Here is a 14,843-nt window from a genome sequence, read left to right on the forward strand (position 1 = left end):
TACTCGAACATGACCATGCTCTAAAATCGAGCCTCCGCCAGATCGTTTCAGCAGGGCGAGCGAGGGGAAGGGCGATCGCATCTGTCCCGGAACAGGATTTCATTAACCACGACTCCGCATTGGCCGCCCTTTCCCAACCGTCTATGTCTTTAGTTATGCGTATCCTTTCGACGATCCTGCTCGTTTCCGCCGCCGCTGGCGCGGCTGCCCTGGCACAGGGGATGCCGACGCCCTTCACCGTGGTCGAAAGCGGACGCGGCTACACCTCGCTGAAAGATGCGGTGGCGGCGATCGGCAATGGCAAGGGCACGGTCCTGATCGCGCCCGGCACCTATGCGCAATGCGCGGTGCAGCAGGGCGGGGACGTCGCCTTCCGCGCCCAGACGGCGGGCAGCGTCATCCTCGACGGCATGCCGTGTGAGGGCAAGGCGGCGCTGGTCTTGCGCGGCCGGTCCAGCAGCGTGGACGGTATCGTGTTCCAGAATCTGCGCGTGCCCGATGGCAATGGCGCGGGCATCCGGCTGGAAGGCGGCAACCTCACCGTCACCAACAGTCTCTTCCGCAATAGCGAAGAAGGGATTTTGAGCGGCGATGCGCCGGGCAACAGCGTCACCATCGACAAATCCACCTTTCGCCATCTTGGCCGGTGCGACCGCGATCTGGATTGCGCCCATGGCATCTATATCGGTCGATATGGCAAACTTACCGTCACGCGGTCGCGATTCGATCAGGGCGATGGCGGCCATTATCTGAAAACGCGCACGCCCCGCGTCACCATCACCGGTAACAGCTTCGACGACAGCCACGGCCGCCTCACCAATTATATGATCGACCTGTCCAACGGGGCGAGCGGAGAGATCAGCGGCAATGAAATGGTGCAGGGCCGGGACAAGGATAATTACAGCGCCTTCATAACCGTCGCCCCGGAAGGGCGCGAACATGACAGCAGCGGCCTGTCGATCGCTGGCAACAGCGCCTCTTTCGTGCCGGGCCTGCAACGCAACAGCAGCTTCGTCGCCAATTTCACCGGCGACGCGGTGAAGATCGGCGCGAATCGCCTGGGCGCCGGTATCAAGGTCGCCGATCGTCGCTGACGGCCCCCGCTTGCGCGCGCGTCTGCCCCGCCCGATAATGGCGTCATGCGCAGCACCTATGATTCCGCCACCGTCCGCCTTTATCATCTAAGCGACAGCGAAGAAGGCGGCGCCGCGACTACCCTCTTTTACGGCCCGTTAAGCGAAGCTGTGCATATAGCGCGGCAACAGCCCCAGGAAATCCAGGACGGGCTGTTCATCGCCACCGACAATGACGTGGTTGCCTGGCTGGATTTGCAGGAGGACTGAACCTGGCCCTCCTGGATTAGGAGGGGTTTGTGCAGAAGTTGGAAGGCTTTTTCGAGGTCGGCTATGACCGCGATCGCAAGCTCCTACGTATCACCACTTACGGCTTCTGGAATCTGGATGCGGTCGGTCAGTTCGGCCGCGCGCTCGAGGAAGAAGTCCGCGAGGCGGATCCGTCGTGCGACGTCCTGGTCAATACCTGCCGCACGGAAATCCACACCCCCGAAGTCAGCGAAGCGCTCGGTCGCCTCTCCTACAGGCACAAGGATTCCGATACTGGCCGCATCGCCGTAGTTTCGCCTTCGGTGCTCCTGCGCATGCAGACGAGACGGCTGCAAAATATGAACACAACCTACGGCTATTTCGAAACCGAGCAGGAGGCTCTCGACTGGCTCGCGACTCCTGCCGATTCGTCGGCACCGCAGACGCGCGCCGCTGGCTGAAGCGACCGGGATCGCTCGTGCGGCGGTTGCGGCGCTGCTCAACCGTCCGCAAAGCCGAAAGGCGCATAGCCCCGGCGATAGTCCTCGGGCAGCATTTCACGGCCGATGGGCGGCGCGGATCGCGCCATGCACTGGCTCCGGTGGCACAGGCGGCATGTCAGTCCGATCGGCGTAGGCTCGGACGGCCCCAATCCCTGCGTATAAATCAGCCGATGGGCATGTTCGGCCGCGCAGGCGAGCGCGATCGCCCGCTCCACACGCGGCGCGCCCCAGCCGCCGCCGCCCGCCGTCACCCTCCGCGCGATCGAGAAAAACCGTTGTCCGTCGGGCAGTTCCAGCCATTGCGGCACCACCTCGCCGGGGCGCTCGAACACATGATGGATCGACCAGAGCGGGCATGATCCGCCATGCCGCGCAAAGGGAAAGCCCGCGCCGTCCAGCCGCTTGCTGACATTGCCCGCCTTGTCGACGCGCAGGAAGAAGAAGGGCACGCGTTCGTGCCCCGGCTTTTGCAGCGTGGTCAGCCGGTGCGCCGTCTGTTCAAAACTTGTCCCGAACTGCCGGGCCAACGCTTCGACATCATAGCGCCGCGCCTCCACCGCCTTGGCAAAGGCGCCATAGGGCATCAGGATGGCGGCGGCGCCATAATTGGCGAGGCCTTGGCGGGCCAGCTGGCGTCCGCTCGCGCTGGAAAACTGCCCGTCCTTCAGCAGCGACTCCATCTCGCTGCGCATTTCCAGATAGGCGATCTGTATTGCCAACTGAAAGGCGGTACTCGCGCCGTCCAGCGCATCGTCGATCAGTACCGCGTCGCGATGCCGGTCCAGCCGCCGCATTGACCCCGCCATGACATCGGGCGGCAGGCGCCGGACGCGCAGGCCATGCTTGCTTTTCAGCCATGCCGCCGTGCCGCCTGCTTGTTCGATTTGCGCGGCGATCCTTTCTCCCGCATCGTCCAGCGGCGGAAAACTATTGCGTCGCGCGCCCAGGAACCGGCGCGCCTCGGCTGCCGGGTCGGGCGCTTCGTCGGGTGCGTCGGCGCGATCGCCGCTCCGATCCGCGAGCGCCAACTGCTCCTCGCGATAGGCGGTATGCAGCCGCAATAACGCTTCGCTGAAGCCCGGATAATTGATCGCGACGTCCTGCATCGCCAGCGCGGGAAGGTCGATGTCGGTAAACATCGGGTCTTTCAGCGCCGCCTGCAACCGGGCCGTCTGCTCCGCCCCGCCGTCGCCCGCCAGCTCGCTCATGTCCATGCGATAGGTGCGCGCCAGCCGCAGCAGCATGTCGGCGGTCAAGGGCCGTTGGTTCCGCTCCAGCAGCGCGACATAGGAAGCGGAAATCTCCAGGTCAGCCGCCATGTCCGACTGCGTCAGCCCCAATTCCCGCCGCAACCGCCGCAAGCGGGGGCCCATATAGACGGGACGATCCTTGGCCATGTTCGCGTGCGCTCCTGTGCAGACATTACAACTATACAGAGAAAGTTTGTAAAGATCGACAATTGAACCTCACACCCCCTCCCGCCACAGGTCATCCTCCCCCAAAACGTTTTTAATTCGCCAATTCATTCAGGGGATTTCCATGACCTACGCCCAACAAATCACCCGCGCCTCCACCCTGCTGGGGGAAGAACCCAACTGGAACGGCATCGCCGCCGATTCGGTCGCCAGAATGCGCCTCCAGAACCGTTTCCCCACCGGCCTCGACATCGCCCGCTACACCGCCGCGATCATGCGCCGCGACATGGCCGCCTATGATGCTAACCCGGCGAACTACACCCAGTCGCTAGGTTGCTGGCACGGCTTCATCGGTCAGCAGAAGATGATCAGCATCAAGAAGCATTTCGGCACGACCAAAGGCAAATATCTCTATCTCTCCGGCTGGATGATCGCGGCGCTGCGTTCCGAATTCGGCCCTCTGCCCGACCAGTCGATGCACGAAAAGACCAGTGTTCCCGCGCTGATCGAGGAACTCTACACTTTCCTGCGTCAGGCAGACGCCCGTGAACTGGGCATGCTGTTCCGCGACCTCGACAAAGCGCGCGACGCCGGCAACGAGGTTGAGGTTCATCGCCTGACCAGCGCGATCGACAATCACGAAACCCACATCGTCCCGATCATCGCCGACATCGACGCAGGCTTCGGCAATGCCGAAGCGACCTATCTGCTCGCCAAGAAGATGATCGAGGCAGGCGCCTGCGCACTCCAGATCGAGAATCAGGTCTCGGACGAAAAGCAGTGCGGCCATCAGGACGGCAAGGTCACCGTTCCGCACGAGGACTTCCTCGCGAAGATCCGCGCCTGCCGTTATGCCTTCCTCGAACTGGGTATCGATGACGGCATCATCGTCGCGCGTACCGATTCGCTGGGCGCGGGCCTAACCAAGCAGATCGCCTTCAGCCGCGAGCCGGGCGACCTTGGCGACCAGTATAACAGCTTCCTTGATGTCGAAGAGGTCGCCGATCCGTCGCTTCTGCGCGGCGATGTCGTCATCGCCCGCGACGGCAAGCTGCTGCGGCCCAAGCGCCTGGCGTCCAACCTCTTCCAGTTCCGTCCCGGCACGGGCGAGGACCGGGTCGTCCTGGACTGCATCACCTCGCTTCAGAACGGCGCCGACCTACTGTGGATCGAAACCGAAAAGCCCCATGTCGAACAAATTGCGGGCATGGTGGACCGTGTCCGCGAGGTCATTCCGAACGCCAAGCTTGTCTACAATAACTCGCCGAGCTTCAACTGGACGCTGAACTTCCGTCAGCAGGTATTCGACAACTGGCAGGCCGAGGGCAGGGACGTTTCCACCTATGATCGCGCCCGGTTGATGAGCGCGGACTATGACGCGACCGAACTCGGCCGCGAGGCTGATGAAAAGATTCGCACCTTCCAGAAGGACGCCGCGGCGCGGGCGGGCATCTTCCATCACCTCATCACGCTGCCGACCTATCACACGGCCGCCTTGTCCACGGACAATCTGGCGCGGGAATATTTCGGCGACGCCGGGATGCTCGGCTATGTTGAGGGCGTCCAGCGCCGCGAAATCCGCGAGGGTATCGCCTGCGTGAAGCACCAGAATATGGCGGGCAGCGACATTGGCGATGATCACAAGGAATATTTCGCCGGTGAGGCCGCACTTAAGGCGGGTGGCTCACATAATACGATGAACCAGTTTGCAGCTTGAAGAACCAAGGAAAGGAGGACGAAATGACTGAACCTGCAAGGTCCCGCGCGGTTTTCTCGACCGAGGATTTCTCGCTGCTCAGGACGGCGGTGGCTGATTATCTGCAGAAGGTGAAGGACACGCCGGATTCGGTGAAGTTCGCCAACCTCTATCATCGGCTCGGCCGCCTGCGCTGATTGCCTGCACCGATGACAGGAAGCCCCGCCGCCGACGGCCCCCGGCGGCGGGCTTTTTGTCGATCGCCTTAGCAAGCGCATACAAGCCCGCTTTGCGCTTTCGCCCGAACGGCCGGGCGCTTATCCTGGAGGTGTCAGACCCGACGGGAGAGCCTCCATGCCCTACACGCTCATTACCGCGAACCGGAATTATTCCAGCTGGTCCTTGCGTCCCTGGGTATTGATGAAGGCGCTCGGCATTCCCTTCACGGATAGGCTTGAGCCATTTGTGCAGAGCATAAATTACTCTGCCTTCCGCAACTTTTCACCGACCGGGCAGGTGCCTGCCTTGATCGACGGCGATCGAACGGTGTGGGATTCGCTCGGCATCACCCTCTATCTCGCCGATCGCCACCCTGCCGTATGGCCACAGGAGGAATCCGCCCGCGCCTTCGCCCAAAGCGCCGTCGCGGAAATGCACAGCGGTTTTGCGACCTTGCGCAGCGAATGCCCCATGAATGTCGGCGTGCGAGTCGAAGGCGACCTGCCCTCGCCACAGCTGAACCGCGACATAGCGCGCCTTTCGGAATTATGGGGGGAGGGGCTGAAGCACTTTGGCGGTCCCTTCCTCGCCGGGCCAGCCTTCACCGCGATCGACGCCTTTTACGCGCCCGTCGCATTCCGGGTACGGACCTATGACCTGAATGTCGGGCCAGTGGCACATGGATGGGTCGATCACATGCTGGCCCACCCCGCAATGCAGGAATGGGAGGCCGCTGCCCTTGCCGAAACCTGGCGCGAGGAAAGCCATGAGGCGGATGTCGGCGCCGCTGGCCGCATCATAAAGGATTACCGCGCGTCCTGACCTGCCTTTGGCAAGCATGCTATCGGCGTAGACAGCAAATATTGGTCCCATGCCCCCTTTCGCCGCGCCCGCTCTGGGTCTAGGGGGAGAGGGTTATGGTCAAGCCCCGCACGCTGTACGAGAAGATTTGGGACGCGCATGTCGTTGAACGCCGTCCCGATGGAACCTGCCTCATCTATATCGACCGCCACCTCGTTCATGAGGTGACGAGTCCTCAGGCTTTCGAGGGTCTAAGGATAGCGGGCCGCCCGGTGCGTCGCCCCGATCTTACGCTTGCGGTGCCGGATCACAATCTGCCCACGACGCCCCGCCGCGACGCGCAGGGCAATCGCATCCCCATCGCCGATCCCGAAAGCGCGCAGCAGCTTGCCGCGCTGGAGCGGAACGCACCGGAGTTCGGCGTTCGCCTGATCGGCGACGCTGACCGGGAACAGGGGATCGTCCATGTCGTGGGACCCGAGCAGGGCTTTACCCTGCCGGGCACAACGCTGGTCTGTGGCGACAGCCACACCAGCTCGCACGGGGCGCTAGGCGCGCTGGCCTTCGGCATCGGCACGTCGGAGGTTGAGCATGTGCTCGCCACGCAGACACTGCTGCTGAAGCAATCGAAAACGATGGAAGTGGTCGTCGAAGGCGAATTGGGCTTTGGCGTTACGCCCAAGGATGTGGCGCTGGCGATCTGCGGCCGTATCGGCACGGCGGGCGGCACCGGCTATGTCATGGAATATCGCGGCTCTGTCTTCCGCGACATGTCGATCGAAGGCCGTCTGACCGTCGCCAACATGTCGATCGAGGCGGGCGCGCGCTCCGGTCTTTTCGCGCCGGACGAAAAGACTTTCGCTTACCTGAAGGGCCGTCCCATGGCACCCAAGGGTGCCGATTGGGATGCCGCCGTCGCCTATTGGAAGACGCTGGCGACGGACGAAGGCGCGCAGTTCGACAAGACGGTCGTCATTGATGCTGCCGATATCGTACCCAACGTGACTTGGGGCACGAGCCCCGAGGACGTCGTGCCGGTGACCGGCGTCGTCCCCGATCCAGAAAGCTTCGCCGACGCGTCCAAGCGCGCCGCCGCGCAAAAGTCCCTCGACTATATGGGCCTCACCGCCGGACAGCGGATGGAGGATGTAGCCGTCGAGCATATCTTCATCGGCAGTTGCACCAACAGCCGGATCGAGGATTTGCGCGCCGCCGCTGCCCTGCTGAAGGACAAGCATATCGCCAGCGGCATCAAGCAGGCGCTGGTCGTTCCCGGATCGGGCCTTGTGAAGCAGCAGGCGGAGGCCGAAGGGCTCGACCGCATCTTCACCCAGGCGGGCTTCGAATGGCGCGAACCGGGGTGTTCGGCGTGTCTGGGCATGAATCCCGACAAGGTGCCAGCCGGAGAACGCTGCGCATCCACCAGCAACCGCAACTTCATGGGCCGTCAGGGACCGGGGTCGCGCACTCATCTCGTCTCCCCAGCCATGGCAGCCGCTGCCGCCATTACGGGGCATTTGACCGACGTGCGGGAATTGCTGAACGAAAAACAGGGAGAGGTGGTCGCATGAAGAAGGTATTCTGGGTGCTGGCGCTCGGCGCGCTGGCCAGTGCCGCCATGGCGGCGACCCTCGGGCGTGCGGAAGATAGCCGCCGCCTGGAGACCAAGCGGGCGCATTGATGGACAAGCTGAATATCGTTGAGGGCAAGGCCTATCCGTTCGGGATGAAGAATGTCGATACCGACATCGTCATTCCGGCGCATTGGCTGAAGACCATTTCGCGCTCGGGCCTTGGCAAGGGCGCGTTCGAGGTGCTGCGCAAGGAGCCGGGCAACGTCTTTGACGATCCGGAATATGCTGGCAGCCCCATCCTGATCGCGGGCGACAATTTCGGCTGCGGCTCGAGCCGCGAACATGCCGCCTGGGCGCTTGCTGACCTTGGCATCAAGGTCGTGATCGCGCCGAGCTTCTCTGACATTTTTTCCGGCAACGCGTTCAAGAACGGCATCCTTACCGTGGTTCTGCCGCAGGAAGCGATCGACCGGCTGATGGAGGTCGCGAAGACCGATCCCATCCATGTCGATCTGGAGCATCAGACCGTTACCACGCAGTTTCAGGACCGGTTCCAGTTCGAAATTGATCCGTTCCGCAAGCATTGCCTGCTTGGCGGGCTGGACGAGATCGGGCTGACTTTGGGGCAGGCCGATACGATCAGCCAGTTCGAGGCGAAGGATGCCGGGCTGCGGCCCTGGCTCGTTCCCGCCGTTGCGTAACCGTCCCGATCTTCCTATCTCATCCCAGACTTCAGCTTCTTTTTGACAAGGCACAGGCATGACGACTTTCGACGACCGCGAAAAGGCCTTTGAAAATATGTTCGCCCATGACCAGGAAATGCAGTTCCGCATCCAGGCGCGGCGGAACCGGCTGCTTGGCGAATGGGCCGCGGTCAAGATGGGCCTGACCCCGGAAGAAACCGATGCCTACGCAAAATCCGTAGTGCAGGCCGATTTCGAGGAAGCGGGCGACGAGGATGTCATTCGCAAGCTGGTGGGCGACATGACCCAGGCGGGCGTAGACATTGACGAGCCCGGCGTGCGAGCGGCTCTGGAAGAGCAGCAGGTGATCGCGCGCCGCCAGTTCATCGAAGCCCAGTAAGCAGGACGGACACGCCCCATGCCGATGGCTGCGCAAGACATTGCGGACATGATCCGGGCGGCTATTCCGGACGCGGAGGTGGAAATTACCGACCTCGCCGGGGATGGCGATCATTATGCGGCGCGCGTCGTGGCGGAAAGCTTCCGGGGCATGAGCCGGGTCGCCCAGCAGCGCGCGGTCTATGCTGCGCTTGGCGGTCGGATGGGTGGGGTGCTCCACGCCTTGCAACTGACGACTGCCGTTCCCAACTAACCGCTATCATTTTTCATGCGCGCTGCTTGCCATTTTTACAGCGCCCGACAGGACTGGACCGACCATGACCGACGCCGTGCATCAGCGGATTGCCGATATTGTGAACAGCAATGACGTCGTGCTTTTCATGAAGGGGACGCCCCTGTTCCCCCAATGTGGTTTTTCCAGTCGTGCGATTGCCATCCTCGATCATCTGGGCGTTGCCTATGAGTCGGTGGACGTGTTGCAGGATCAGCTGGTGCGGCAGGGCATCAAGGCTTTTTCGGATTGGCCGACCATCCCTCAGCTCTATGTGAAGGGTGAATTTGTCGGGGGCAGCGACATCATGATGGAAATGTATGAAGCCGGTGAGCTTCAGCAGTTGATGACCGACGAAGGTGTCGCAGCGGCCAACTGACTTCCGGCCCGCTCCAACTAGACCCTGACGATCTCGGGAAGGATGGCGTCCAGCAGCAGCATGGCTGCTGGCGTGATCCGCAGATGTTGCCCTTTGCGCTCGATCAGGTCCAGCTGGGCGAGCCGCGCAATGGCAGCTTCATCGATCAACTGCTCGACGGGGATACCGGATAGCGCCGAGATGCGATCAAGGTCGACGCCCTCCGCAAGCCGCAATCCCATCAGCAGCGCTTCACGCCCGCGATCCTCTGGCGTCAACGCTTCCTCGCTCTGAAGTCCATGGCCGTTGCGCTGCACGGCGCCCATCCAGTTTTCCGGCTTCTTATGCCTTAGCGTTGCCATCCCCTCGCGCCGCCCATGCGCGCCGGGACCGATCCCGGCATAGGTGCCATATCGCCAATAGGTAAGGTTGTGGCGGCTTTCCTGACCGGGCTTCGCATGGTTGCTGATTTCATAAGCGGGCAAACCGGCGGCAACGGTCATGTCCTGTGTCTGCTCGTACAGGGTTGCGGCATGGTCCGGGTCGGCAGGCGTCAGCTTGCCTTGAGCAACGAGCGTGGCGAACCGCGTGCCCGGTTCGATCGTCAACTGATAAAGCGACAGGTGATCGGTGCCAAAGGACAGGCCGCGCGCCAGTTCCGCCTCCCAGTCCGCCTCACTCTGCTCAGGACGGGCATAGATGAGATCGAGGTTTACCCGCCCGAATACCGATTGGGCGACATCCAGCGCGGCCAGCGCCTCGCCCACATCATGCGCCCGGCCCAGAAAATGCAGCGCCTGATTATCCAGCGCCTGCACCCCCAGTGACACCCGGTTCACCCCCGCACGCGCCAGATCGGCAAACCGCGCCGCTTCCACTGAACTCGGATTGGCCTCCAACGTGATTTCCATGTCCGCCGTGGGCCGCCAGTAGCTGGCAGCAGCGTCGATGATGTTCGAGACGATCTCCGGCGGCATCAGCGATGGCGTGCCACCGCCGAAAAAGATGGATGAGAGTGGTCTCCCGCCAGTCAGCCCCGCTTCATGAGCCAGGTCGTCCAGCAGCGCCGCCCGCCACGCATCGATATCGATCTCCGCACGGACATGGCTGTTAAAATCGCAATAAGGACATTTGGAAACGCAAAATGGCCAATGCACATATAAGGCCATAGGTTCAGGCGCGGGGGCCGGGGAATCGATCAGGGGAAGGGGCATGAGTGGGGGCGTCCTTAGACGGCTTTGGGCCGAACGGCTAGCAATGGCAGCTCTGGCGATCACGGGTATTATCGCCGTGCAGCCCGTCAAAGCCTCCCCGTCGAGCCGGACGGCGCCCACCCAGACGATCATGCCCGCCGCCTATTACGGCATGGAGGAGGCGGAACGTGGCAACATATTGCTGCGCGACGTGGTGCTGGGCATGCACAATGACGAGCGCGAATCGCTGGGCCTTACGCCGCTCGCATGGGACAGTGACCTCGCGCAGGACGCTGCTCGATATGCCCGGCAGATGGCCGTGACCAACCGCTTCCAACATTCCCCGCGTGCATCCCGCGCTGTTACCAGCGGTGAAAATCTCTGGATGGGTCCGCGACGCCTCTACGGGTATGAGACGATGATCGGCGCTTTCCTCGATGAAAAGCGCTTGTTCCGGCGTGGAGGCAAGCTGCCGGACATCAGCATGTCTGGCCGCTGGGAAGATGTCGGCCATTACACGCAGATGATCTGGCGCGGCACGCAAAAGGTCGGCTGCGCCCTCGCTGAAGGGCAGAATTACGATTATCTCGTCTGCCGCTATTTCCCAGCGGGCAACGCTTTCGGAAAAGGCCCGCTGGACGCAGACGACAGCCCCTTCGGCTCCCGTCTGGCCAGCATCGGCGAATAAGCCTTTAGAAAACCGCCGCGACCAGCTGCGCGAAGGCATCCGCGCGATGGCTCATCGCATGTTTCTTTTCAGGCTCCATCTCGCCAAAGCTGATCGTGTGGCCCAAGGGCTGGAACATCGGGTCATAGCCAAAGCCCTTGTCCCCGCGCGGCGGCCAGCTGAGGATGCCGTCAACCCGCCCCTCAAACGCCTCGACATGACCATCGGGCCAAGCCACCGCCAGCGCGCAGATGAAATGCGCGCCATGCCCGGCGTCAGGCCCCTTGGCCTCGATCGCATCCCATACGCGCTGCATCGCGATGTTGAAATCCTTCGTCTCGCCTGCCCAGCGAGCGGAGAAGATGCCCGGATCGCCATTCAGCGCCTCGACGCACAGCCCGCTATCGTCGGCCAGCGCGGGGAGCCCCGACAGGTCGGCCGCCTGCATCGCCTTCAGCTCTGCATTGGCGATGAACGTCGTGCCGGTTTCTTCCGGCTCAGGCAGGTCCAGCGCCGCCGCTGACACAGTCTCGATCCCGAAGGGCGCCAGCAGTTCGCCGATTTCCCGCACCTTGCCCGGGTTATGGCTGGCGATCACCAGCTTGCCCGGCCCCAGCTTGCGGATCGCCTGTTCCTGTCCGAAATCGTCGCTCATGATTATGTCATTCTCCCCGTTCGCTTCGAGCATAGTCGAGAAGCGCGTAGTGCATAGATAGCATTTCTCGAAACGCTCGAAACGAACAGACGAATGCGCTTAGCGGCCCGTCGCCTTGTCCTGCGCGGCGAAGATCTGCGAGCAACCGATGCGCGCCAGACGCAGCAGGCGCAGCAGCTCTTCCTCGTCATAGGCGGCGCCCTCGGCCGTCGCCTGCACTTCGGCAAACTTGCCGTCGCCGGTCAGGATCAGGTTGGCGTCAGTCTCGGCATTGCTGTCCTCGGCATAGTCGAGGTCCAGCACGGGTGTGCCATTATAGATGCCGCAGCTGATCGCGGCGACCTTCTGGATGATCGGGTCTTCAGCCAGCGCGCCCGAAGCGATCAGCTTGTCGATGGCAATGCGCAGCGCCACCCAGCTACCGGAAATCGCGGCAGTACGCGTCCCGCCATCGGCCTGGATCACGTCGCAATCGACGACGATCTGCCTTTCGCCCAGTTTTTTGAGATCCACGACGGTGCGGAGCGACCGGCCGATCAACCGCTGGATTTCCTGCGTGCGCCCCGACTGCTTGCCCTTGGCTGCCTCACGGCTGCCGCGCGTGTGGGTGGCGCGGGGCAGCATGCCATATTCGGCCGTGACCCATCCCGACCCCTTGCCGCGCAGGAAGGGCGGCACCTTCTCCTCGACCGAAGCGGTGCACAGCACCCGCGTATCGCCGAAGCTGATCAGGCAGCTGCCCTCGGCATGAATGGTGAAGCCGGGCTCCATGGTGATGTCGCGCATCTGGTCGGGCGCGCGGCCGGAAGGACGCATAAAATTATTTCTCCGAAGCGTTCAGTCGGTGGGGCTTAGCGCCGGGCGCGGCGTCATGCCAGTGGCGATACGCGTGAAAGATGATAGGAAGCCTGCATGCAGTTGCGTTGGATGATGATTTTGGCGGGCGTTGCCCTGACGGCTGGTTGTGCGGCGGAAAGGGCCGAACTTGAAAAGCCCACCGCCGCCGGAGACACGATCCGTTTTTCGGCGGGTCCCTGTTTCGGCATTTGCCCCAGTTACAGTCTGCAGGTGACGCCTGATGGTTCGGGCCTGCTGGAGCCGGAGCGGTTCACCACCGTTCCGGGCGCGACGCGCTTCACTGTCACCCCAGCGCAATATCGCCGTTTCCGCGCCGCGCTGGCGCAGTTCCGGCCTCCCGCAGGAACAGTCCGGCGCATCACCCATGGGGAGAATTGCACCCGATTCGCGACCGACATGCCCGGCTACACCATCGAATGGACCAGGGATCAGCAGCCGACCACCCGACTGGAGTTTCAGTCGGGGTGCATGGACGCCAGCTATGGCAAGCTGCGTGCTACCATTGCGGCCGTTCCCCGGATGCTGGACATCGACGCGATGGTGAAGCCGTCCGCCGTCAGATAGCCCCGGCTTGAGTACGGCCCTTCGCTCGCCTAGATAGGGGCGCATGGCGGTCACACCGGTTACCGAACTCAATGAGCGGGCGCGCGACGTTTTCCGGGTGGTGGTCGAAAGCTATCTCGGCACCGGCCTGCCTGTGGGTTCGCGCACCATCAGCAAGATCGCCTCGCTCAGCCTGTCGCCCGCATCGATCCGCAACGTCATGCAGGATCTGGAGGAGCTGGGATTGCTGGCCGCCCCGCACACTTCGGCAGGGCGCATGCCGACCGAAACCGGTTTGCGCCTTTTTGTCGATGGCATGATGCAGGCAGCCGAACCCTCGGTCGAGGAACGCCGTGCGATAGAGGCAGGCATTGCCGAGGGTGGCCCGATCGAGGAAGCATTGTCCGCAGCGACTGCCGCGCTATCGGGCCTCTCTGCCTGCGCGGGCATCGTCATGGTGCCCAAGCGCGAGCCGGTTATGCGCCAGTTCGGCTTTGTGCCGCTCAATGGTCGTCAGGCGCTGGCCGTGCTGGTGGGACAGGACGGCTCTGTAGAAAACCGCGTGCTCGACATGCCGGCGGGGGTGACGCCCGGCATGCTGAACGAGGCCGCCAACTTCATGTCGGCGCGCTTCGCGGGCCTGACGCTCAGGGAAGCGGGCGAAGCGTTGCGCCGCGAGATGGAGGGCGAGCGAACCGCGCTTCAGGGTGCGGCGCGGGAACTAGTGGCGCGCGGCATTGCTGTCTGGTCGCAGGATGCGGATGACCGTCCGGTACTGATCGTTCGCGGTCAGGCGCATCTGCTGGATGACGGCACTGCCGCCGATCTTGAACGGGTGCGCCAGTTGCTCGAACAACTGGAAGGCAAGCAGGAGATTTCGCGCCTGCTGGAAGGTGCGTTGGCGGGCAGCGCGACGAAAATCTTCATCGGGTCGGAAAACAAGCTCTTTTCCCTCTCCGGTTCTTCGGTCATAGCCGCGCCTTACCGTGGCGGCGATGGCCGTGTTGTCGGCGTGGTCGGCGTCATTGGCCCAACGCGCTTGAACTACGCGCGGGTGATCCCCATGGTGGATTTCACTGCGCAGACGTTATCGAGATTGATGAGATGAGCGAAGACAAGCTGAATATCGAAAATACTGAAGTCGTTGACGAACTGCCCGAGGACGCAGCGCCTGCGGGCGATGCGGCTGCCGAACGCCTTGCCGCCCTGGAAGGTGAGCTGGCGGCGGCGAAGCAGGACGCGCTCTACGCCCATGCCGAAACGCAGAATGTCCGTCGGCGGCTTGAAAAGGAACTGGCCGACACGCGCGCCTATGCGGCAACCTCGTTCGCGCGCGATATGCTGTCGGTCGCGGACAATCTGGGCCGCGCGCTGCAAGCTATCCCGGCGGAACTGCGTGACGATGAAAAGTTCAAGGGACTGGTCGCTGGCCTCGAAGCGACGGGCCGCGAACTGGAAGGCGTCTTTGGTCGCAACGGCATCGAAAAGCTCGTGTCGGTTGGACAGCTGCTCGATCCCAATAAGCATCAGGCGATGATGGAAGTGCCGTCGGATGATGTTGAGCCGGGGACCGTGCTGGTAGAAATGCAGGCGGGATATACGATCCGCGATCGCCTGCTGCGTCCGGCCTTGGTGAGCGTTGCCAAGAAACCCGACTGACGACCATTCGTTAGCCAATCCAAAAACC

General features: G+C 62.7%; 19 protein-coding genes. 15 read left to right on the forward strand and 4 right to left on the reverse strand.

Annotated elements, in window-relative coordinates; translation table 11 throughout:
- Positions 1–155 precede the first annotated feature (155 nt).
- Genes ACZ5YV_RS00575 through ACZ5YV_RS00585 form a run of 3 tightly spaced genes read left to right on the forward strand, consistent with a single transcriptional unit; the run spans position 156 to position 1,783 of the window.
- The gene (locus ACZ5YV_RS00575; RefSeq protein ID WP_464788124.1) at positions 156–1,094 is read left to right on the forward strand and encodes a right-handed parallel beta-helix repeat-containing protein; all 939 of its coding nucleotides are present in this window, start codon (positions 156–158) and stop codon (positions 1,092–1,094) included.
- Positions 1,095–1,139: 45 nt separating this feature from the next.
- Positions 1,140–1,343: a hypothetical protein gene (locus ACZ5YV_RS00580; protein WP_464788125.1), complete on the forward strand. Its 204-nt coding sequence runs from the start codon at positions 1,140–1,142 to the stop codon at positions 1,341–1,343.
- A 29-nt stretch (positions 1,344–1,372) separates the two neighbouring features.
- Positions 1,373–1,783, forward strand: coding sequence for an STAS/SEC14 domain-containing protein (locus ACZ5YV_RS00585; RefSeq protein WP_464788126.1), 411 nt, complete (start codon positions 1,373–1,375; stop codon positions 1,781–1,783).
- 38 nt (positions 1,784–1,821) lie between these two features.
- Here ACZ5YV_RS00585 and ACZ5YV_RS00590 read toward each other — a convergent pair whose 3' ends face one another.
- Complete coding sequence (locus tag ACZ5YV_RS00590; RefSeq protein ID WP_464788127.1) at positions 1,822–3,222, reverse strand: helix-turn-helix domain-containing protein; 1,401 nt, start codon at positions 3,220–3,222, stop codon at positions 1,822–1,824.
- 142 nt (positions 3,223–3,364) lie between these two features.
- Between ACZ5YV_RS00590 and ACZ5YV_RS00595 the strand changes: the two genes are divergently transcribed.
- The 8 genes from ACZ5YV_RS00595 (at position 3,365) to grxD (ending at position 9,261) form a co-directional block, all read left to right on the forward strand.
- Positions 3,365–4,957, forward strand: a complete 1,593-nt coding sequence (locus tag ACZ5YV_RS00595) for an isocitrate lyase (protein ID WP_464788128.1) — start codon at positions 3,365–3,367, stop codon at positions 4,955–4,957.
- 23 nt (positions 4,958–4,980) lie between these two features.
- Positions 4,981–5,133, forward strand: coding sequence for a hypothetical protein (locus tag ACZ5YV_RS00600; RefSeq protein WP_196225318.1), 153 nt, complete (start codon positions 4,981–4,983; stop codon positions 5,131–5,133).
- 157 nt (positions 5,134–5,290) lie between these two features.
- Positions 5,291–5,977 (forward strand): glutathione S-transferase family protein, encoded by a 687-nt coding sequence (locus ACZ5YV_RS00605; RefSeq protein WP_464788129.1) that lies wholly within the window; start codon positions 5,291–5,293, stop codon positions 5,975–5,977.
- A gap of 95 nt (positions 5,978–6,072) precedes the next feature.
- On the forward strand, positions 6,073–7,527 hold the full coding sequence (leuC, locus tag ACZ5YV_RS00610; RefSeq protein ID WP_464788130.1) for a 3-isopropylmalate dehydratase large subunit: 1,455 nt from the start codon (positions 6,073–6,075) through the stop codon (positions 7,525–7,527).
- A 109-nt stretch (positions 7,528–7,636) separates the two neighbouring features.
- Complete coding sequence (gene leuD / locus ACZ5YV_RS00615; protein WP_449471147.1) at positions 7,637–8,230, forward strand: 3-isopropylmalate dehydratase small subunit; 594 nt, start codon at positions 7,637–7,639, stop codon at positions 8,228–8,230.
- Between the two features lie 58 nt (positions 8,231–8,288).
- Positions 8,289–8,612: a DUF1476 domain-containing protein gene (locus tag ACZ5YV_RS00620; RefSeq protein WP_196225322.1), complete on the forward strand. Its 324-nt coding sequence runs from the start codon at positions 8,289–8,291 to the stop codon at positions 8,610–8,612.
- An 18-nt stretch (positions 8,613–8,630) separates the two neighbouring features.
- Complete coding sequence (locus tag ACZ5YV_RS00625) at positions 8,631–8,864, forward strand: BolA/IbaG family iron-sulfur metabolism protein (protein WP_460987459.1); 234 nt, start codon at positions 8,631–8,633, stop codon at positions 8,862–8,864.
- 64 nt (positions 8,865–8,928) lie between these two features.
- Complete coding sequence (gene grxD / locus ACZ5YV_RS00630; protein ID WP_449471149.1) at positions 8,929–9,261, forward strand: Grx4 family monothiol glutaredoxin; 333 nt, start codon at positions 8,929–8,931, stop codon at positions 9,259–9,261.
- 17 nt (positions 9,262–9,278) lie between these two features.
- Here grxD and hemW read toward each other — a convergent pair whose 3' ends face one another.
- Positions 9,279–10,454, reverse strand: coding sequence for a radical SAM family heme chaperone HemW (hemW, locus tag ACZ5YV_RS00635; protein WP_464788131.1), 1,176 nt, complete (start codon positions 10,452–10,454; stop codon positions 9,279–9,281).
- Here hemW and ACZ5YV_RS00640 point away from each other — a divergent pair.
- On the forward strand, positions 10,453–11,121 hold the full coding sequence (locus ACZ5YV_RS00640) for a CAP domain-containing protein (RefSeq protein WP_464788132.1): 669 nt from the start codon (positions 10,453–10,455) through the stop codon (positions 11,119–11,121). The two genes, hemW and ACZ5YV_RS00640, sit on opposite strands and share 2 nt — an antisense overlap.
- 4 nt (positions 11,122–11,125) lie before the next feature.
- Here the strand turns inward: ACZ5YV_RS00640 and rdgB are convergent, their stop codons facing one another.
- On the reverse strand, positions 11,126–11,755 hold the full coding sequence (rdgB, locus tag ACZ5YV_RS00645; protein WP_464788133.1) for an RdgB/HAM1 family non-canonical purine NTP pyrophosphatase: 630 nt from the start codon (positions 11,753–11,755) through the stop codon (positions 11,126–11,128).
- A gap of 99 nt (positions 11,756–11,854) precedes the next feature.
- Positions 11,855–12,571, reverse strand: coding sequence for a ribonuclease PH (gene rph, locus ACZ5YV_RS00650; RefSeq protein ID WP_464788134.1), 717 nt, complete (start codon positions 12,569–12,571; stop codon positions 11,855–11,857).
- Between the two features lie 96 nt (positions 12,572–12,667).
- On the opposite strand from rph, the gene ACZ5YV_RS00655 reads away from it, so the two are divergent.
- The 3 genes from ACZ5YV_RS00655 to ACZ5YV_RS00665 are packed head-to-tail and all read left to right on the forward strand — an operon-like array spanning position 12,668 to position 14,815.
- Complete coding sequence (locus ACZ5YV_RS00655; RefSeq protein WP_464788135.1) at positions 12,668–13,177, forward strand: DUF6438 domain-containing protein; 510 nt, start codon at positions 12,668–12,670, stop codon at positions 13,175–13,177.
- A gap of 43 nt (positions 13,178–13,220) precedes the next feature.
- Positions 13,221–14,264 carry a heat-inducible transcriptional repressor HrcA gene (gene hrcA, locus ACZ5YV_RS00660; RefSeq protein ID WP_464788136.1) on the forward strand — a complete coding sequence of 348 codons (1,044 nt, stop codon included), beginning with the start codon at positions 13,221–13,223 and terminating at the stop codon, positions 14,262–14,264.
- Positions 14,261–14,815, forward strand: coding sequence for a nucleotide exchange factor GrpE (locus tag ACZ5YV_RS00665; RefSeq protein ID WP_464788137.1), 555 nt, complete (start codon positions 14,261–14,263; stop codon positions 14,813–14,815). Before hrcA ends, ACZ5YV_RS00665 begins: the two co-directional genes overlap by 4 nt.
- The last annotated feature ends 28 nt before the right edge of the window (positions 14,816–14,843 follow it).

The organism is Sphingobium sp. TomTYG46 (genome assembly GCF_055396345.1).